This window comes from Fictibacillus halophilus (assembly GCF_042680145.1).
GTDB classification, from domain to species: Bacteria; Bacillota; Bacilli; order Bacillales; family Fictibacillaceae; genus Fictibacillus; species Fictibacillus halophilus_A.
The window spans coordinates 1,432,332-1,449,493 of sequence record NZ_JBHTNQ010000001.1; the positions used below are offsets into that span (position 1 = coordinate 1,432,332).

The window sequence follows — 17,162 nt, forward strand, 5'->3', positions numbered from 1 at the left end:
TTTTTGCTTAATTACCTTGGATTGTTTTGAGCACGTTTAATGTACATTTCTTCTTCGCCTACAATACCGCAAGCTCCGCATTGAATTAATCTTTCAGAACCATTGTAAGGCAGGTGGAACATATCGAGCTGACCTTCTTCATACTGCTGTACAACATCACCTGTAGAAGGATCAAGTTTTACAGAAACCGGATTTTGTTCGATAACATTAAAACGTGTTCGATTTGTTTTGCAATTAGGGCACAAATAAGGATTTGCCAATGTAAAGACCTCCTTTTTAATATTAGGCTAACCATTTAAGGAAAAATTATGTAAGTTTTAATATAATAATATTTAGCCATAGTAAGAATAAGGAGGGATAACTGATGGGCAGACAGAAAAAAGGCAATGCGAATGCGCAGAGAAACAACAATGTAAAAGAAAATGGAGCAGAAAACCAAACTGAATTTGCTTCATATGCTGAGATGGAAGTTCAAAAAATGCATCACGGCAAGAAAACAAAATAATTTTACTTCTGATCCAAGACAGAGTATAATAAAAATCTGCGATGTTAGTGGCTTTCCAATGTCTTTAACCTATGTGCTAAAGACGGGAATCCAACATGATCTGTCAGACAGTCATGCCTTGCACTCGACTTGGAAGGCTGTAACGGCAGCTGCGGATACCCACCTGAGAGATCAGGTTCCAAAGGCATATAAAGTCACGGCAGAGCGGATTTTACTTAACAATTAACAAGCGTATTTTACTTCACTGTAAAATGCGCTTTTTTCATAACATAACCGGGGGATATTATAATGGAGAAGAAAGAAGTATTACTATTGATCGATGGATTTAACCTGCTAAGCAGATGTTATTTTGCTACAGCTTATGGCAAAGAGATGCATGACCTTCCTCGAAATTCGAAAGGACAGTTCACGAATGCAATCCGTGTAACCATACAGAAATTACTCATGCTTGTAAGGGAACACGAGCCTACGCATATTGCAGTTGCTTGGGATGTGAAACGAGAAGAAACGCTTAGACGGGAAAAATTTGCGGATTATAAAGGAACACGAAACGAATTGCCAGAGCCTCTCATACAACAATATGAAACGCTGGTTGAATTGTTTGATACAATCGGAATTACTCAGCTTACAATACCTAGATATGAAGCAGACGATATCATAGGGACCATGGTTAACCGATGGCGCAATGAAAGAGACGGAGAGTGTATCATTTACAGCAATGATCGTGATCTATTACAGCTGCTATGCGATAGAACATCTCAGCTTATTGCAATAAAACGTGAAGAGTTGAAATATACACTAAACCATTTTCAGGAGGAGTATGGAATCACTCCTGCACAATGGATTGATGTAAAAGCATTATTGGGTGATAAGAGTGATAACATTCCTGGAGTAGCTGGTGTAGGAGATAAAGCGGCATTACCTCTCATTCAGCAATATGGTGCAGTTGAACTCATTTATGAAAATTTTGAAAATCTAGATCCTAAATTCAAACGTTATCTGAAAAAGCTTGAAGCAGGAAGGGATATGGCTGTTTTAAGTAAAGATTTGTGTACCATCTTCACTGATGTTCCAGATATAATCGACAGAGATCTTGAAGAATGCAGATATCTTTTAAATAAAGAAGCGGTTCGAGAAGCTTTGCAAGCTTTGGAAATACAAATAAGAGTGGGTTAATATCCCACTCTTTTTGTTTTCTTTTTAAATGTTAAGTCACTGTACTTCAACTCAGAAAGAATCATTCCGAACAAAATGAGAATACATCCAATCAGTGCTTTTGAACCTAAGCGTTCATTGAGTACGATAAAAGCCGTGATTGCTGCAAAAACAGGTTCCATCGCGAATATCAATGCCACTCTTGCAGGAGTAGTAAAGGATTGAAAATAGGTTTGGGCTAAAAACGCGAGAGCAGTCGCAAACAATGAAGTGATTAGAAGGGCAGTAATTACTTCAGATTTAAGCAGCATATTCGCAGCAAAGATCCCCTGCCAATGTTCTGTAAATAATGCTGTGATAAAGCTTAATAAGGACACCGTAAAAAGCTGAACAACTGTCAGGCATAAAGCATCAAAGGATTTGGCAAATTTACCTGTAAAAACAATGTGCAGCGCAAACGATAAAGCACATAGAAGTACATACCCATCACCTATATTTAAGGAAAAACTATTATGGATTGTAAGTAAATAAAGTCCAGCTACTGCAAGCAATGAACTAAAGCCAATCTGCCAGTTCAGTTTTTGTTTTAGCAATGCATAGCTAAAAAGAGGGACAAGTACTACACTTAATCCTGTTATAAATCCAGCTTTTGAGGAAGTCGTATACAGAAGTCCCACAGTTTGAAATCCGTACCCTAAGAAAAGCCAAAAACCCAATAAGGTTCCACTTTTTAATAGATTTTTATTTTTGAAATTCTTAAATGATGTACGCTTAAAAAAGTATATAATGAATAATAATAGTATTGCTGCTATAAAAAAACGGACAGTATTAAATGAATATGGTTCTAGAAAAGCGATCGCTTTTTGAACAATGACAAATGTCGTTCCCCAGATAAGCGCAACTAACAGCAGGTTAAAATCAGCGAACCATGGTTTCTTTATCATTTGGAACTCCTGTTTAACTGGATAGCTTTCCGAGCCAGTTCATCTGCTGCTTTATTTTGTTTTGATGGTATCCATTTGATAAAAAATAAATCTAGCTGATCTGCTAAAGATAGAGCTTTTTCAAGAAGTACAGTATATCTTTTGTCTTTGGCATATCTCTTATCTATTGCACTTTCAACAGCTTGAGAATCTGTACGGAAAGAGACAATCCGCCAGTTATTTTCAACACATAACTCCAAACCTCGTAATAGAGCTTGAAATTCCGCTTCATGGTTAGACATATTGCCTAATGGGAAACGATAAGATTGGGTTGTGCCGTCTCCAACTTTCACATAAACTCCTGCACCTGACAATCCGGGATCACCAGCACTTGCACCATCTATATATACTTCGATCAATGGATGACTCTCCTCTGTGTAAATTTATATACGTATTATAATGCACTTTAAATAAAACAAAAAGGAGATTGCTATGAAGTTCTCCATAGAATATATGTACAAACAACCAAAATCACAATTGAAAATTCGTTTTGTTTCTGATCCAGTTTCATTGCAAGAAGCAATTTTTACGGCGAATGATCTGGAAAAAACGGGACGAATTTCTGAATTGATATTCATTGACACTAAAGGTGTTACATGGACAAAAAAAGAACTGTTAAAACTTACTGAAGTTAAAAAAGAAGAGCCTAAAGAAATCCGTGTATTTTTTGATGGAGGTTTCTTGGCGGAATCCAGGATGAGCGGTCAGGGAATCATTATTTACTTCTCGCAGAACGGAATAAAATACAGACTAAAGAAAAATGCCAGTTTTACCAATATTGAATCTAACAATGAGGCTGAATATGCAGCGTTATGGGCTGCGGCAAGGGAACTTGAAGAACTGGGTGTTCAATATGAGCAGGTGTTAATTCAAGGGGACTCCAAGGTAGTAATCGAACAGATGAAAGGTGAATGGCCTTGTTATGAAGTGAACCTCCAAAACTGGGCAGATAAAATCGAAACACTGTTTAAGAAGCTTCAGATTGAACCTGTTTACGAATGGATTGCAAGAAATGAAAATAAAGATGCTGATCAATTAGTAAATCAGGCTTTAAAAGGCAAGATAATCAAAGCAAAAAAAGAAGTCATTGATAATTCCTAATTCTTACTGGTACAATTTACTAGAATCTTTTGATTTTGGGGTTGAGTAAAACATGGTAGCAAACATTTTAGAAGATTATGTAGCATTGCTAGCTTCAAAAGGTTTTCGTCTTTCAGATGGGGATCTTCACTTTATTGACTTTGGCAGACTTTATACAGAAGCAACTGAATCTCAAGTGAAAATAGCTTTAGAAGTTACACTCATCAAACAATTATCTTTTGATGGGAGTTACTTTATTGCACTGCTTGAATCATTTGTTAAAGAAGATGTTCGTTCTAAGAAACGTGCATATGAATTACTTGACCTGTTACAATCGAACAGAGAAATTAACCATTCTTGTACAGTGGGGTAAAGATGAGCCAATTAATAATAGAAAAAACTGAGGAATTTGTTAAAGAGAAATTAAAAGATGAAAGCAGCGGGCATGACTGGTACCATATTTACCGTGTGAAAAAGCTGGCAGAAAACATTGCCGAGCAAGAAGGTGCTGATCATTTTATATGTGTAATGGCAGCATTGCTTCATGATATAGCTGATGAAAAAATAGCAGGCACTGAAGAAAAAGGGCTGGAAGAGGTAAAATTATGGCTAGTGTCCATAGCCTTAGAAAGTCATTACATAGAACAAATCATATCTATTATAAGCACGATGTCGTTTAAAGGCGGAAATCAGTCTGCTATGCAAACTCTTGAAGGGCAGGTCGTACAAGATTCTGACAGGCTGGATGCTATTGGAGCAATAGGTATCGGAAGGACTTTTGCTTATTCAGGAGCAAAAGGACAATTGATGTATGACCCAGAGATTCCAGTCCGGGAGAAGATGACGAAAGATCAATACAGGAATGAAAAGAGTACAGCTGTTAACCATTTTTATGAAAAATTATTAAAATTAAAGAATACAATGAATACAACTTACGCAAAAAAGCTTGCAGATGAACGGCATGCATACTTGGAGAGCTTTTTAGAGCAGTTTTTTGGAGAATGGGAAGGGAAGAAATAAGAAATCATAAATTATAGCTCTGTTTCGGAGGAGTAATTTCACCAATTTCATAATTAATTTCACCAAAAGCATACATATATTCACCAATGATGAACTTAATTTCACCAATATCTTAGATTTATTGACCTGTTTACATTTTTCAACAAAAAAAGGGCCCGCATGGCCCTTTTTTTATTTATTCGCATTCTTCAGCTGGGCGAGGTCCAGCATCTAAACCTTCTGAGCTTACAGTAAGAACTGGTTTGATTGACGCGTCTGAACTCACGCAAATCTGACATGAAAGTCTAACGTTGCCTGATAAGCCTTTTGTTTCAATGATGCTAGCTTCTTTTTCTCCAATTGGGCCTAAATCTCCGGATAACACTTCTACACGGCAAGAAGTACATTTGGCTTTTCCTCCACAGCGGTGAAGAATATCAATACCATTATCTTCTAAAGCCAAAACAAGTTTTTTGCCATCTTCAATGTTAAAAGTTCCATAGCCTTGTACGTCAATTTTTGCCATTAAACTGCCTCCTCAAGAATATCTTTCCATTCTTATTATACGATATCCTGAATTCATGTAAACTAAACGAATAAAAGTTATCATATAAAAACTAATCGCATCACATACTGGTTTCATATACAATAGAGAGTGGAGACAATTTTACATATGGAGGGTTAAATCAACATGCTAGAAAAGGTTACGTATAAAAGTGATATCGAGATTGCCCAATCAGCTAAGATGCTGCGCATTGAAGAAATTGTAGGACAACTAGGAATTGATGAGGATGATTGGGAACCTTACGGGAGATACAAAGGAAAACTTTCACTAGATCTATTTCAAAAGCTGCAAAATGTAGATGAAGGCAATGTCGTTTTAGTTACAGCTATTAGTCCAACACCAGCAGGAGAAGGCAAATCTACCGTAACGGTCGGACTCGGACAAGCACTTAATCGTGTTGGCAAGAAAACGATAATCGCTTTACGAGAACCTTCACTTGGCCCTAGCATGGGGATTAAAGGTGGAGCGGCAGGGGGCGGCTATTCTCAAGTAATGCCTATGGAAGATATCAACCTCCATTTCACTGGAGACCTTCATGCAATCACTACTGCTAATAATGCACTAGCAGCACTTATTGATAATCATATCCATCAAGGCAACGCTTTAAATATAGATCCTCGCCGTATTGTATGGAAACGCGCTTTGGATATGAACGATCGTGCTTTAAGAAAGATTGTTATCGGATTAGGCGGACCTGTTCAAGGTGTACCGCGTGAAGACGGGTTTGACATTACAGTAGCTTCAGAAATCATGGCCATTTTTTGTTTGGCTAATAACCTTGAAGATTTAAAGCTCAGACTATCAAGAATGGTAGTAGCTTTCGATTATGATAATGAGCCTGTAACAGCTGGTGACTTAAATGCACACGGTGCACTTACGCTTCTGTTAAAAGATGCGATCCGCCCTAATATTGTTCAAACACTCGAGAATACACCTGCTCTTGTTCATGGCGGTCCTTTTGCAAATATCGCGCATGGATGCAACAGTGTTATTGCAACTAAACTGGCATCCAAGCTAGGTGATATGGTTGTTACTGAAGCAGGATTCGGAGCTGATTTAGGTGCTGAAAAGTTCTTAGATATAAAAGCAAGATATGCTGGCATTAATCCTAGTGCGGTTGTAATAGTCGCAACGGTTAGAGCATTAAAGATGCATGGCGGACTAGCGAAGGAATATTTGAAAACTCCAGATGTTGCTGCGCTTGAAAAGGGAATGCCGAATCTTGAAAAACATCTTGAGACATTAAAACAATTTGGGGTTCCAGTTGTTGTAGCCATCAATAAGTTTGTTACAGACACAGAAGAAGAGATTGCTTTTATTAAAGATTGGTGCAGTAAAAAAGGTGTCGCTTCAGAAGAAGCTGATGTTTGGGCTAAAGGCGGAGAAGGCGGAGAAGAACTAGCAAAAAGAGTTTTAGAGACAATCGAAAATGAAAAAAATGAATACAGACCATTATATGACCTTGATTTATCTATTTCGGAAAAAATCGAAACGATATGTAAAAAAGTTTATGGCGCAGGTGAGGTTCAGTTTTCACCTAAAGCATTAAAACAAATGAAACAATATAGTGAGTTCGGCTGGGACAATCTTCCTATCTGTATGGCCAAAACACAGTATTCATTCTCAGATGACCCTAAAAAACTCGGTCGTCCCGAAAACTTTACTATAACGATCAGAGAACTAAAGCCATCAATCGGCGCTGGTTTTATTGTGGCATTAACTGGGGATGTAATGACAATGCCTGGACTCCCAAAAGTTCCTGCTGCTAATAATATGGATGTTACTGAAGACGGTAAGGCAGTAGGTCTATTCTAAAAAATATTGTGTATACAGATAATAATTCTAAACTGCTATACTTTTTGCTGGAGGGAAGCATATGAAACCATTACAATTATCTGCTGAAACTGCGGTTAAATTAGCAAAAGAGTTAAATGTACCGCTAGAGCAACTAATGCATATGCCTCAGCACATACTAGTAAAAAAACTAATGGAGCTTGAGGCAGCAAAAGATAATAAAGATGAATAAATAAGATCAAGAAGGCGAAAACCTACTATGTAGGTTTTTCTTTTTTTCTTTAGCGCTCATTTCTAAAAAATTGTTGCACCTGAGAGATTTTGTAGAAATTCTTCATTGAATAGTTAATTGGAGCGAAAGGACGAGACTCCTGCAGGATGAGTGGGACAGGTGAGACCACTCAATGTCGCGAGGCGACGAGGGGGCTCACCGCACACCCTGCGGAAAGCGAGTCCTGAAGCGGAAATTAACCTCTTGCAAAAGCAACAAAGTTTACGAAAACAGCCTTCTTAATTGATCAACAGAAAAGGAATGAAACGATGGAAACAAAAAAACCTGGATTAGTATATACGCTGAAAGTACTGAGAGATTCAGATTTAGGGTATGTTTTAGATTTAGAAGACGGAAAAGAAGTGCTTTTGCATAAAGCAGAATCAAAAGGAAAATATGAAGAAGGTGGAAGTGTAGAAGTTTTTCTCTATCAGGACCATGAAGGAAGACTAGCAGCTACCGAAACCATACCTAAAGTAAGACTTGATTCTTTGGCTTGGCTGGAAGTAGCTGGGGTAAATCATAAGCTGGGTGTATTTTTGCATATTGGCATCAAAAAAGATCTTCTCCTGTCAAAAGATGATCTGCCAGAATCATGGGATGAGTGGCCGCATATTGGAGATAAAGTGTATTCTGGTATGAAGCTTGATAAAAAGGGACGTTTATTTGCTGACTTAGCTACTGAAGAAGAGATGGTTGAACAAGCAGAAGCAGCAACTGAAGAAGCTTTTAATCAGCAAACATCAGGATATGTTTATAAAATCAATGAATCTGGTGTATTGTTGTTTACTGAAGAACAGTATATTGGATTTATTCATAATGATGAATTAAAGGTAAAGCCGCGTCTGGGGCAAAAGTTGGGTGCAAGGGTTGCATTTGTCCGAGAAGATGGAAGAATCAATTTGTCCATGAAAGCTAGAAAAGAAGTAGCTTACAGTGAAGATGCAGAGTTGATTTATCAATACCTCCGCGAACATAAAGGACAGATGCCTCTAACTGATAAATCATCACCTGATGAAATAAAAGAAACGTTCCAAATGAGCAAAGCAGCTTTCAAACGTGCACTTGGCAAACTCATGAAGGAAGAGAAAATTATTCAGGAAAACGGTAAAACATATCTTCAAATATAATAAAAAAGGAACCTGCACATAGGTTCCTTTTTAAATTTTTGTCTCTGAAATTTTTATCCGAAGTTGCCTTTTAAAGGATGAGGATTTGAATACTATCCTATTGGGTAAAATAAATGTGATTGAAAGGTGGGATGTCATTGAAAAGAAATCTAGGTTTTTGGGTATTAACCGCCCTTGTAGTCGGAAATATGGTAGGGTCTGGAATCTTCATGCTGCCAAGATCGCTAGCAGAAGTGGCTAGTCCTGCAGGAGTGATTTCAGCATGGGTAATAACAGGTTTTGGTGTTTTAATGACGGCTCTGGTTTTTGGGAATTTGTCTCTTAGAAAACCAGAATTAAATGGCGGTCCTCAAAACTATGCAAAGGCACTATTTGAAGAAAACAAAAAATCTTCTTTATTGAGCGGATACCTTGTCAGCTGGGGTTACTGGGTTGCTAACTGGTCAGGAAACGTTGCTATCATAACAACTTTTGCTAGTTATTTATCAACATTCTTTCCTGTAATGACCAGTTCAAATGCTTTATTTAAGGTTATGGGAACAACTATAACCACTGGGGGAGTCATAACATTTATCGTATGTACGATTCTTCTGTGGGGCGTGCACTTCTTAATTTTAAATGGAATTGAAGGCGCTGGGAAAGTTAACTTTATAGCTACTGCTGCAAAAGTATTAGGATTCTTATTATTCATTTTTGCTTGTATGTATGCGTTTCAGAGCAGTAACATTGTTCCTTTCTACGAGCCAGTTGAAGGAGAGGGCGGAGTAGCTAATGGATTTCTAAGCCAGATTAATAATGCAGCGATCGCAACTCTTTGGGCATTTGTTGGTGTAGAATCAGCAGTTGTATTCTCGACACGAGCCAAGAAAAGGAGCGATGTTAAAAAAGCAACTATTTTGGGGCTTTTAATAGCTCTGGCACTTTATTTAAGTATCACTCTCTTAGTTATGGGGACTCTTCCTCAAAATGAATTGGTCTCTTCTCAAAAGCCGCTGGTCGATGCGCTGATGGTTGCAATTGGTCCATCAGGAAGTATAATTATGGCACTGCTCGGAGTTATTTCATTATTAGGAGCAACGATTGGCTGGGTTCTTCTTTCAGCCGAAGTACCTTTTCAGGCAGCACAGCAAAGGATGTTTATACCTGCATTTCTTAAAGAAAATAAAAAAGGAGCTCCCGTTTTTTCTTTATGGGTCACTAACTTATGTACTCAGCTCTTTTTATTTTCAGTCGTTTCACAATCCATGGCGCAGGCATTTGACTTTATGATATTTATAGCTACACTTGCGTTTTTAGTTCCTTATATTGTCGCATCCCTTTATCAATTAAAACTCGTAATAAAAGGGGAGACATATGAAGATGCCCGCTATAAAAGAACGACAGATGGTATTATAGCATCATTAGCAGCTATCTATTCGATTTGGGTTATATACGCTGGAACAGCTGATATCAAAACATTCCTCTTTGGAATGGCTCTGCTTGCATCTGGAATATTATTTTATCCGTTTGTTCCAAAAAATGCGGATACAAGTGAAAAACCGGCTGACTGACAGCCGGTTTTTCCTTTATGCACCTTTACGCAGACCTGAACCTGTGTTAGCTTTTACAAGAATTTCATTAAACTTGTCAGCATCAGACGGCTTAGAGAGCATTGTTCCTATGAATGCACCTAAGAAGCCTAGAGGGATAGAAACAATTCCAGGGTTAGCAAGAGGGAAAATAGCTTCTCCCGTTAGAATGGCTGCTCCCTCAACTGGAGACCAGACACTTGGAGACAGGGCTACAAGGATAAGAGAGCTTAATAATCCCACAAGCATACCAGTAACAGCACCAGCAGTGTTAAAGCGTTTCCAAAAAATCGTTAATAAAATAATTGGAAGGTTTGCACTTGCTGCAACTGCAAATGCAAGTGATACTAAAAATGCTACATTCAATTTTTGTGCGAATAAAGCCAAAATAATAGATAAAATTGCAACACCGACAGATGCCCATTTTGCTGCTTTCATCTGTTCCTTTTCAGTAGCTTTTCCTTTTCGAACAATGTGTGTATAAAAGTCATGAGCAAATGCTGAAGCTGCTGATAAAACTAGACCGGCAACTACAGCTAAAATTGTCGCGAACGCAACAGCTGAAACGAATGCGAATAAGAATTCTCCGCCTAATACTTGTGCTAGAAGGGGAGCAGCCATGTTTCCTGCCGCGTTTGCTGCTACGATGTTATCTTGACCAACAAATGCAGCAGCACCGAATCCTAAGAAGATCGTCATGATATAAAAAGCACCTATAAGCCATGTTGCATAAACTACAGACTGTCTCGCGGTTGGTGCATCTTTAACAGTGAAAAACCTAATTAATATGTGCGGAAGTCCAGCTGTTCCTAACACAAGAGCTAAATTCAAGGAAATCGTATCAAGCGGATCCTTAAACTTATTGCCCGGATTCAAGAAAGATTCTCCTAATGGAGTAGCTTCCTTAACTTGTGCAAACATTTCTGTAAAACTAAATCCAAACTTTGCAAAAACCATAACTGAAATAATAAAAGTCCCAATCATTAAAAGAACTGCTTTTACAATCTGAACCCAGGACGTAGCTGTCATTCCGCCAAATACAACATAGACAGTCATCAGGACGCCAACGATCAGTACAGAATATACATAATCGATTCCGAGTAGAAGTTTTATAAGGGCCCCTGCGCCAACAAGCTGAGCGACCATGTAGAATGTTGAGATTGCCATAGTATTCAATGCTGCGACACCGCGCACTTTTTTATCATTGAACCGTGCAGCAATCATATCTGCCATCGTATATTTCCCTAAATTTCGTAGAGGTTCCGCTACTAGATATAAAACAACTAGATAAGCAACTAAAAAACCGATGCTATAGAAGAAACCATCAAATCCAGCTAGAGCGATTGAACCTGCAATTCCTAAAAAAGACGCAGCCGACATATAATCCCCTGCAATGGCAAGTCCATTCTGCATTCCTGTTAGACCGCCATCAGCTGTATAGAAATCACTCGTTGTTTTCGTCCTTTTGGAAGCAAAATATGTAATGACTAAAGTAAGGGCTACAATTGCTAAGAATAAAGTGAATGCTGTACCATTCATGAAGAGACCTCCTTGTCCATTTCAGATACAACTTTTTCTGCAAGTTCATCAAATCGTTTTGCTTTTTTTGTATAGATCATGCACAGTGCCCATGTCATAATAAATTGTGCAAAAGCAAATATCCATGCCCAAGAAATATCACCGATTGCCTTGTTATTTAAGACATCCGAATAAGCTGTCAGAACGGGAAGACTGAAATAAAACAGTAAAAAAAATAAAGTCATCGGTAAAATAAAACGCTTTTTTTCTTCCATTAGCTGCTTAAAGTAACTGGAACGAACAATTTCGCTATACCTTGGTTCTTCAAAGTTTTTCTGTTTTTTAGGTAACAATGAACTTCCTCCTTTAATTATGTTGTAGGATTTTTAACTAAACCCTCCTTTACAGAATTATTTTTATTTTCAGATAATAATGCTTTTCTTATTATAAACGGAAAACCTTTACCAATTCAAATTAATCAGCTTAATGTTTAGAAGGAATATATGCGGTAGTTTGCGTATTATTAAGTAAGGGCCAAAACAGAGAAGAGGTGCAAACATCATGAGTGTTGTCTTAGTTAAACTAGGGATATCCGCTTTTTTTGGATTAATGATTGGTATCGAACGCGAATTAAAAAACAAACCAGTAGGGCTTAAAACAAGCCTTGTCATCTCGATCAGCAGTTGTTTGCTCACCATTGTAAGCATTGAATCAGCTGAACAATTCTCTACCGTATCAGGACAAACCGTTATGGACCCCATGCGTCTTGCTGCTCAAATAGTGAGCGGAATAGGTTTTCTTGGAGCAGGAGTAATACTAAGAAGAAGCAATGATGTTATTTCAGGGCTTACAACAGCTGCAATGATTTGGGGGGCTTCTGGTTTAGGAATTGCCGCTGGGGCAGGTTTTTATAAAGAAGCTGCAGCTGGAGCTTTGTTAATTTTAATCAGCGTAGAATTGATACCTTTGATTATGAAGTGGATAGGACCAAAGGCATTAAGGCAGATTGATGTAAAGTTAAAATTAATCGTAAAACCCGAAACAAACATGAGTGATGTAATGAAACAAATTAACGAGCTTAACGTCCGTATTGTAAACGTAAGAATTAAAGATCTCGAGAATGATAATCGGAAAATGGAGATGGCTGCTTCCATTTATGAAAAAAGGTACACCACTGATCTATATGATGATGTAAAAAAAATTCAAGGAATAAGAAGTGTTGAAATTGAGACACTTGATTAATTAGGAGGAAAAAATGAAAGCTTTGGTAGTTATTGATTACACAAATGATTTTGTCGCTGATGAAGGGAGGCTGACTTGCGGAAAACCAGGTCAGGCAATAGAAGAGAGAATTGCAGCTATTATTGACGAATTTATTAAAAATGACGATTATGTTGTTTTTGCTGTGGATGTTCATGACGAAAATGATCCCTATCATCCAGAGAGCAAACTGTTTCCTCCACACAATATCAGGAATACAGAAGGCAGGGAACTGTTCGGAAAGCTTAAGGATGTATTTGTTGAGAACATGGCTAGGCCAGAAAAGAATATTTTATGGCTCGATAAAACACGCTATAGTGCTTTTGCGGGTACAGATCTGGAGATTAAATTAAGGGAGAGAAATATTCAAGAAGTACATCTGACAGGAGTATGTACTGACATTTGTGTATTACATACTGCTGTAGATGCATACAATAAAGGTTTTTCAATTGTGATACATGAGGATGCTGTACAAAGTTTTAGCCAGCCAGGGCATGAATGGGCGCTTTCCCATTTTAAGAATACACTTGGAGCAGAAGTTGTCAGCAAGAACAGCAGTCTCGTTTAAAAATAGGGGGATGACTCAAAAGTTAAAAAACTTTTGAAGTCATGCCTCTTTTTTATTAGGCTGTTCTCTAAAAGTTTGTTGCTTTTGGCTCATTTTTTCATTCTCTTCTTTGAAAAGTTGGTTGGATTGCAAGGTGCGAGACTCCTGCTGGAGCAGCGGGACAGGTGAGACTTCTAATGGCGCAAAGAGCCGAGAAGGCTCACCGCACGACCCCGCGGAAAGCGAGCATCCTGGAAAGGAAATCAACTACTTCCAAGAGCAACAATGATTGCGAAAGAGGATCTTATTTATTTTTTTATTTTGTAAAAATAATTGGGGCTGCCAAAAGCAAATTTACCTCACTTTTTGGACAGCCCCCATATTTTTTATTAATAACGCTTTAATGAAACATCAGCAGCATTATCTTTGTAGTACCGGACAAGTACCGGCACATATTCTTCAAAAGGCGGGCATGTAATACCAGTACCTTCTAGATCCTGAACTAGTTGAGAAGTATCATAATCTGCTTCATGTGAAAAGTATGAAAGTGTTTCTCGGGGTACACCAAGCCATTTTGAAATAAAAGAAATGGATAACATTCGATCCGCAATTGATCGAGGCAAATGCCAGCTAGGTTTCTTATCATTAAGCTCTTTGCATATTAAAGTATAAGCATCATGGATCTTGGGCGATGATGGACTTAATAAATGATAAGTTTTTGATTCACCCCGTTTATCGTGCATCAGAAATATAGAAGCATTAATAATAAAGTCCACCGGAACAAGGTGAATTTTAGAAGCAGTACGGCCGATATAAGGGATTGGCAGAGCAGATAGTCTTCTTAAAAATTGCATCATAAAATAAGGACCATCAAATTTTATTGTTTCGCCAGTTCTTGAATCACCTACTATGATTCCAGGTCTTATTATGGTGATTGGCAGTTCATTCATATACATCCTTACCATTCGTTCTGCCTCATACTTGGTTTGTTCATAATAGTTCCGAAAGCCAGCAGGTTCTGACAAGCTGGATTCTACTATTTTTCCTTTTTCATTTCCTGATACATATGCAGTACTGAAATAACAAAAACGTTTAATATCCTTACAGCCTTTTACAAATTTTATTACATTTTCAGTACCAAGGACATTACAAGAATAAGAAGGAGAATAAGCTGCGGTTAAATCGTAAAGAGCAGCAAGATGTATACAATGTGTTATTTTTTCAGCTATTTCTCTCCTCAAATAATCAGGCAGACCAAGTCCATCTTTTGTTATATCACCCTCTAAAAGAATGGTGTTTTTATCGCCGTCTTTAAGTTTTTGTTCAGCAATTTTTCTTTCTTGTTTTAAAGTAAGTAAATAAAATTGTGACGAAGGATATTTGTGACGAAGTGCTTCTAATAGTTTTGTAGCTATAAAACCTGGAAATCCAGTGATAAAATAAGTATGTTCCAAAATTAGCACCAGCCTGTCTTAATATTTTTCAAACATTTTTAAAAAGCAGAAGGGACTATAATTATGAAGGAAAAAACAGTTATTGTAGCAGGAGCAAGCGGTCTTGTTGGCAAAGAAGTTGTAAAACATCTAATCTCTGATCCGACTTGTAGTGAAATTATCCTGCTCGTTAGAAATAACTCAGAAATTAAGCATCCAAAAATTAAAGAGGTTTTATTTGACTTTACAAGTTTAGAATATAAGATTGAAAACATAAATGCAGATAGTATGCTTATTTGTATTGGTACCACCATGAAAAAAGCACAAACAAAAGAAAGATTTGAAGAGGTTGACCTTCATATTCCTGTCAAACTGGCAAGGTTAGCGATTAAGTTAAACGTTCAAAATGTCGCAATCATTTCTGCAATGGGAGCAGATTCCAAATCTTTGTTCTTTTACAATCGAGTAAAAGGGGAGATGGAAACACAATTGATTTCCTTAAATATTAAAAACCTTACTATAGTACGACCTTCCTTATTAATTGGTGATCGTAACGAATTCCGTTTCGGGGAAAGATTTGCAGAAAAGGTTTATACAGCACTTCCTTTTATTTTTCCGAATAAATATAAACCAATCGATGCGGGCAGTGTTGCCAGAGCAATGATTAAAGCTAGCTTTTCTTTTTCAGATAAGGAAGTGAATATAATAGAAAACTCGGCCATTCATGAGTTAAGCCGAAACAGTTAAAAAAATAGCTAATTTACGCTATAATAACATTGTATGTAAATGATTCGTTTTCAGGAGGAATACTTTATGAATGCCTATGAAGAATATATGAAACAAATGGCTCAGCCCATGAGAGATGAATTGACTCGTGCTGGTTTTGAAGAATTAAAGACACCAGAAGAAGTAAATTATTTTATGCAAGAAACGGAAGGAACTGCACTTGTAGTAATAAACTCCGTATGTGGATGCGCAGCAGGTCTTGCTCGTCCAGTAGCAGTAGCATCATTAAACCACGAAGTAAAACCTGACCAGATTGTTACGGTATTTGCCGGCCAGGATAAAGAAGCAACTGCACAGATCAGAGAATTCTTTGGTGATATCCCGCCTTCTTCTCCTTCTATGGCTCTTTTAAAAGATGGAAAAGTCGTACATTATATCCACAGACATAACATAGAAAATCATTCACCAGAGGAAATCTTGGAGAACCTGTTAGGAGCTTATGACCAGCACTGTTAATCTTATGGTTAATTTTGGTAATCGTATGTAATCTAATTTTATCACAGGACATTAAAAGAGAGAAGCGGATCCGCTTCTCTCTTTTTTTTCATAAAATAATTACATTAATGAGATGATGATGACTCATCTTTGTCGCAGTCGTCTTTACCATGGAAAGCTGTAGCACCAATAATGATCAATAGAATGAATAGAACAACAATAATTAAGAATCCACATCCATAACCATGACCATAGCCACCGCCGTATCCACCGTGAAGAGGCATGTTAGCTACTGGCTTCATACCAATATTCATATTGTCACCATAAGGCATATTCATTTTCTTATTTTCCATTTCAGTCCCTCCAAATATTTAAGTATAGGTCAACGTCACATTACACCATATGACCGAAACACCTAAACGGACACGGACAAATGCGGAGTTTTTAGTGAAATCGCCTGTACTTTTTTAGGAGAAGAGCCTATTTTTAATAAATATAAGAAAAAACCGTTCTTATTTTTAAGAACGGTCATTAAATCCACTTTACTTTTGGTTCAGTTTTCTTGGCGATCCGAACAATATTCTGTCTATGTCTGTACAATAAAAAGAGGGTAAACCCAATGAGGATATAAGTAGTAATGTTATCAGCAAGGAAAAGACTTAAGATTACTGAACCCACACCAGCCATAATCGATGAAAGAGATACATATTTACTTATGTATAAGGATAAAAAGAAAGTAATCAAGACCAATAGAAATAATAATGGCTCTGCAAACAATAGAACTCCGCCAGATGTTGCTACAGCTTTTCCACCCTTGAATTTTGCGAATACTGGATAACAATGTCCAATAACGGCGGGGATTCCTGCAATCAATGGATGAAGGTCTGCATCTAGTATTACGGGCAAGCTGGCAGCGAGTGTTCCTTTTAATACATCTGCAGCAGATACGATAAATCCTGCTTTTTTGCCTAAAATCCGAAATGTATTAGTACCACCTAAATTACCGCTCCCATGCTGCCGAATATCAATTCCATAACCAAGTTTTCCTACTAAAAGCGCAAAGGGGATAGAGCCTAGCAAATAAGAAAGAAGTATAATAATAACTGTGTCGATCATATAAACACCCCTAATAT

22 protein-coding genes and 1 other RNA gene are annotated in these 17,162 nt (G+C 37.5%); 14 read left to right on the forward strand and 9 right to left on the reverse strand.

Going from position 1 to position 17,162, the window contains the following annotated elements:
• Positions 1–11: 11 nt before the first annotated feature.
• Entirely contained in the window at positions 12–260 is a 249-nt protein-coding gene (locus ACFQ4X_RS07450) for a DNA alkylation repair protein (RefSeq protein ID WP_379834100.1), read from the reverse strand.
• 104 nt (positions 261–364) lie between these two features.
• Between ACFQ4X_RS07450 and ACFQ4X_RS07455 the strand changes: the two genes are divergently transcribed.
• The 3 genes from ACFQ4X_RS07455 to ACFQ4X_RS07465 all read left to right on the forward strand — a co-directional run bounded on the left by ACFQ4X_RS07455 (position 365) and on the right by ACFQ4X_RS07465 (position 1,681).
• Positions 365–505, forward strand: coding sequence for a hypothetical protein (locus ACFQ4X_RS07455; protein ID WP_165389407.1), 141 nt, complete (start codon positions 365–367; stop codon positions 503–505).
• Between the two features lie 30 nt (positions 506–535).
• Positions 536–720: non-coding RNA, 6S RNA (ssrS, locus tag ACFQ4X_RS07460), on the forward strand.
• Between the two features lie 73 nt (positions 721–793).
• A complete protein-coding gene (locus ACFQ4X_RS07465) occupies positions 794–1,681 on the forward strand; it encodes a 5'-3' exonuclease (protein WP_379834102.1) in 888 nt (295 codons plus the stop codon).
• On the opposite strand, the gene ACFQ4X_RS07470 is transcribed toward ACFQ4X_RS07465, so the two are convergent.
• Both ACFQ4X_RS07470 and ACFQ4X_RS07475 read right to left on the reverse strand, forming a co-directional pair.
• Positions 1,678–2,604, reverse strand: coding sequence for a DMT family transporter (locus ACFQ4X_RS07470; protein WP_379834104.1), 927 nt, complete (start codon positions 2,602–2,604; stop codon positions 1,678–1,680). The two genes, ACFQ4X_RS07465 and ACFQ4X_RS07470, sit on opposite strands and share 4 nt — an antisense overlap.
• Positions 2,601–3,002: a reverse transcriptase-like protein gene (locus tag ACFQ4X_RS07475; protein ID WP_379834106.1), complete on the reverse strand. Its 402-nt coding sequence runs from the start codon at positions 3,000–3,002 to the stop codon at positions 2,601–2,603. The genes ACFQ4X_RS07470 and ACFQ4X_RS07475 overlap by 4 nt, the downstream gene beginning before the upstream one ends.
• A gap of 73 nt (positions 3,003–3,075) precedes the next feature.
• Here ACFQ4X_RS07475 and ACFQ4X_RS07480 point away from each other — a divergent pair, with 73 nt between their 5' ends.
• Genes ACFQ4X_RS07480 through ACFQ4X_RS07490 form a run of 3 tightly spaced genes read left to right on the forward strand, consistent with a single transcriptional unit; the run spans position 3,076 to position 4,743 of the window.
• Complete coding sequence (locus ACFQ4X_RS07480; RefSeq protein ID WP_379834108.1) at positions 3,076–3,744, forward strand: reverse transcriptase-like protein; 669 nt, start codon at positions 3,076–3,078, stop codon at positions 3,742–3,744.
• Between the two features lie 52 nt (positions 3,745–3,796).
• Positions 3,797–4,096: a DUF6123 family protein gene (locus ACFQ4X_RS07485; protein WP_379834110.1), complete on the forward strand. Its 300-nt coding sequence runs from the start codon at positions 3,797–3,799 to the stop codon at positions 4,094–4,096.
• 2 nt (positions 4,097–4,098) lie between these two features.
• Positions 4,099–4,743 (forward strand): HD domain-containing protein, encoded by a 645-nt coding sequence (locus tag ACFQ4X_RS07490; protein WP_379834112.1) that lies wholly within the window; start codon positions 4,099–4,101, stop codon positions 4,741–4,743.
• A 175-nt stretch (positions 4,744–4,918) separates the two neighbouring features.
• On the opposite strand, the gene ACFQ4X_RS07495 is transcribed toward ACFQ4X_RS07490, so the two are convergent.
• Complete coding sequence (locus ACFQ4X_RS07495) at positions 4,919–5,248, reverse strand: 2Fe-2S iron-sulfur cluster-binding protein (RefSeq protein ID WP_379834114.1); 330 nt, start codon at positions 5,246–5,248, stop codon at positions 4,919–4,921.
• Between the two features lie 165 nt (positions 5,249–5,413).
• Between ACFQ4X_RS07495 and ACFQ4X_RS07500 the strand changes: the two genes are divergently transcribed.
• From ACFQ4X_RS07500 to ACFQ4X_RS07515, 4 genes are all read left to right on the forward strand, one after another.
• Positions 5,414–7,102, forward strand: coding sequence for a formate--tetrahydrofolate ligase (locus ACFQ4X_RS07500; RefSeq protein WP_379834116.1), 1,689 nt, complete (start codon positions 5,414–5,416; stop codon positions 7,100–7,102).
• A gap of 61 nt (positions 7,103–7,163) precedes the next feature.
• Positions 7,164–7,313 carry a YycC family protein gene (locus tag ACFQ4X_RS07505; protein ID WP_066289923.1) on the forward strand — a complete coding sequence of 50 codons (150 nt, stop codon included), beginning with the start codon at positions 7,164–7,166 and terminating at the stop codon, positions 7,311–7,313.
• Positions 7,314–7,621: 308 nt separating this feature from the next.
• Positions 7,622–8,482, forward strand: a complete 861-nt coding sequence (locus tag ACFQ4X_RS07510) for a CvfB family protein (RefSeq protein ID WP_379834119.1) — start codon at positions 7,622–7,624, stop codon at positions 8,480–8,482.
• A gap of 131 nt (positions 8,483–8,613) precedes the next feature.
• The gene (locus tag ACFQ4X_RS07515; protein ID WP_379834121.1) at positions 8,614–10,032 is read left to right on the forward strand and encodes an amino acid permease; all 1,419 of its coding nucleotides are present in this window, start codon (positions 8,614–8,616) and stop codon (positions 10,030–10,032) included.
• 15 nt (positions 10,033–10,047) lie between these two features.
• Here ACFQ4X_RS07515 and ACFQ4X_RS07520 read toward each other — a convergent pair whose 3' ends face one another.
• Positions 10,048–11,589, reverse strand: coding sequence for a solute symporter family protein (locus ACFQ4X_RS07520; protein ID WP_379834123.1), 1,542 nt, complete (start codon positions 11,587–11,589; stop codon positions 10,048–10,050).
• Positions 11,586–11,921: a DUF485 domain-containing protein gene (locus ACFQ4X_RS07525; protein ID WP_379834124.1), complete on the reverse strand. Its 336-nt coding sequence runs from the start codon at positions 11,919–11,921 to the stop codon at positions 11,586–11,588. The genes ACFQ4X_RS07520 and ACFQ4X_RS07525 overlap by 4 nt, the downstream gene beginning before the upstream one ends.
• A gap of 208 nt (positions 11,922–12,129) precedes the next feature.
• Between ACFQ4X_RS07525 and ACFQ4X_RS07530 the strand changes: the two genes are divergently transcribed.
• Positions 12,130–12,810 (forward strand): MgtC/SapB family protein, encoded by a 681-nt coding sequence (locus ACFQ4X_RS07530; protein ID WP_379834126.1) that lies wholly within the window; start codon positions 12,130–12,132, stop codon positions 12,808–12,810.
• A gap of 13 nt (positions 12,811–12,823) precedes the next feature.
• Entirely contained in the window at positions 12,824–13,396 is a 573-nt protein-coding gene (locus ACFQ4X_RS07535; RefSeq protein ID WP_379834127.1) for a cysteine hydrolase family protein, read from the forward strand.
• A 368-nt stretch (positions 13,397–13,764) separates the two neighbouring features.
• On the opposite strand, the gene ACFQ4X_RS07540 is transcribed toward ACFQ4X_RS07535, so the two are convergent.
• Positions 13,765–14,829 (reverse strand): SDR family oxidoreductase, encoded by a 1,065-nt coding sequence (locus tag ACFQ4X_RS07540; RefSeq protein ID WP_379834129.1) that lies wholly within the window; start codon positions 14,827–14,829, stop codon positions 13,765–13,767.
• A gap of 63 nt (positions 14,830–14,892) precedes the next feature.
• On the opposite strand from ACFQ4X_RS07540, the gene ACFQ4X_RS07545 reads away from it, so the two are divergent.
• The gene (locus ACFQ4X_RS07545; protein ID WP_379834131.1) at positions 14,893–15,555 is read left to right on the forward strand and encodes an oxidoreductase; all 663 of its coding nucleotides are present in this window, start codon (positions 14,893–14,895) and stop codon (positions 15,553–15,555) included.
• A gap of 66 nt (positions 15,556–15,621) precedes the next feature.
• On the forward strand, positions 15,622–16,050 hold the full coding sequence (locus ACFQ4X_RS07550; protein ID WP_379834133.1) for a BrxA/BrxB family bacilliredoxin: 429 nt from the start codon (positions 15,622–15,624) through the stop codon (positions 16,048–16,050).
• A gap of 104 nt (positions 16,051–16,154) precedes the next feature.
• On the opposite strand, the gene ACFQ4X_RS07555 is transcribed toward ACFQ4X_RS07550, so the two are convergent.
• Entirely contained in the window at positions 16,155–16,331 is a 177-nt protein-coding gene (locus ACFQ4X_RS07555) for a YjcZ family sporulation protein (protein ID WP_379837074.1), read from the reverse strand.
• 229 nt (positions 16,332–16,560) lie between these two features.
• Positions 16,561–17,145 (reverse strand): glycerol-3-phosphate 1-O-acyltransferase PlsY, encoded by a 585-nt coding sequence (gene plsY / locus ACFQ4X_RS07560; protein ID WP_379834135.1) that lies wholly within the window; start codon positions 17,143–17,145, stop codon positions 16,561–16,563.
• Between the last annotated feature and the right edge of the window lie 17 nt (positions 17,146–17,162).

Coding starts and splice junctions, on each gene's coding strand:
- ACFQ4X_RS07455 (WP_165389407.1), top strand. CDS start 365: ATGGGCAGACAGAAAAAAGGCAATGCGAATGCGCAGAGAAACAACAAT.
- ACFQ4X_RS07465 (WP_379834102.1), top strand. CDS start 794: ATGGAGAAGAAAGAAGTATTACTATTGATCGATGGATTTAACCTGCTA.
- ACFQ4X_RS07470 (WP_379834104.1), bottom strand. CDS start 2,604: ATGATAAAGAAACCATGGTTCGCTGATTTTAACCTGCTGTTAGTTGCG.
- ACFQ4X_RS07480 (WP_379834108.1), top strand. CDS start 3,076: ATGAAGTTCTCCATAGAATATATGTACAAACAACCAAAATCACAATTG.
- ACFQ4X_RS07485 (WP_379834110.1), top strand. CDS start 3,797: ATGGTAGCAAACATTTTAGAAGATTATGTAGCATTGCTAGCTTCAAAA.
- ACFQ4X_RS07490 (WP_379834112.1), top strand. CDS start 4,099: ATGAGCCAATTAATAATAGAAAAAACTGAGGAATTTGTTAAAGAGAAA.
- ACFQ4X_RS07495 (WP_379834114.1), bottom strand. CDS start 5,248: ATGGCAAAAATTGACGTACAAGGCTATGGAACTTTTAACATTGAAGAT.
- ACFQ4X_RS07500 (WP_379834116.1), top strand. CDS start 5,414: ATGCTAGAAAAGGTTACGTATAAAAGTGATATCGAGATTGCCCAATCA.
- ACFQ4X_RS07505 (WP_066289923.1), top strand. CDS start 7,164: ATGAAACCATTACAATTATCTGCTGAAACTGCGGTTAAATTAGCAAAA.
- ACFQ4X_RS07510 (WP_379834119.1), top strand. CDS start 7,622: ATGGAAACAAAAAAACCTGGATTAGTATATACGCTGAAAGTACTGAGA.
- ACFQ4X_RS07515 (WP_379834121.1), top strand. CDS start 8,614: ATGTCATTGAAAAGAAATCTAGGTTTTTGGGTATTAACCGCCCTTGTA.
- ACFQ4X_RS07520 (WP_379834123.1), bottom strand. CDS start 11,589: ATGAATGGTACAGCATTCACTTTATTCTTAGCAATTGTAGCCCTTACT.
- ACFQ4X_RS07530 (WP_379834126.1), top strand. CDS start 12,130: ATGAGTGTTGTCTTAGTTAAACTAGGGATATCCGCTTTTTTTGGATTA.
- ACFQ4X_RS07535 (WP_379834127.1), top strand. CDS start 12,824: ATGAAAGCTTTGGTAGTTATTGATTACACAAATGATTTTGTCGCTGAT.
- ACFQ4X_RS07545 (WP_379834131.1), top strand. CDS start 14,893: ATGAAGGAAAAAACAGTTATTGTAGCAGGAGCAAGCGGTCTTGTTGGC.
- ACFQ4X_RS07550 (WP_379834133.1), top strand. CDS start 15,622: ATGAATGCCTATGAAGAATATATGAAACAAATGGCTCAGCCCATGAGA.
- ACFQ4X_RS07555 (WP_379837074.1), bottom strand. CDS start 16,331: ATGAAGCCAGTAGCTAACATGCCTCTTCACGGTGGATACGGCGGTGGC.
- plsY (WP_379834135.1), bottom strand. CDS start 17,145: ATGATCGACACAGTTATTATTATACTTCTTTCTTATTTGCTAGGCTCT.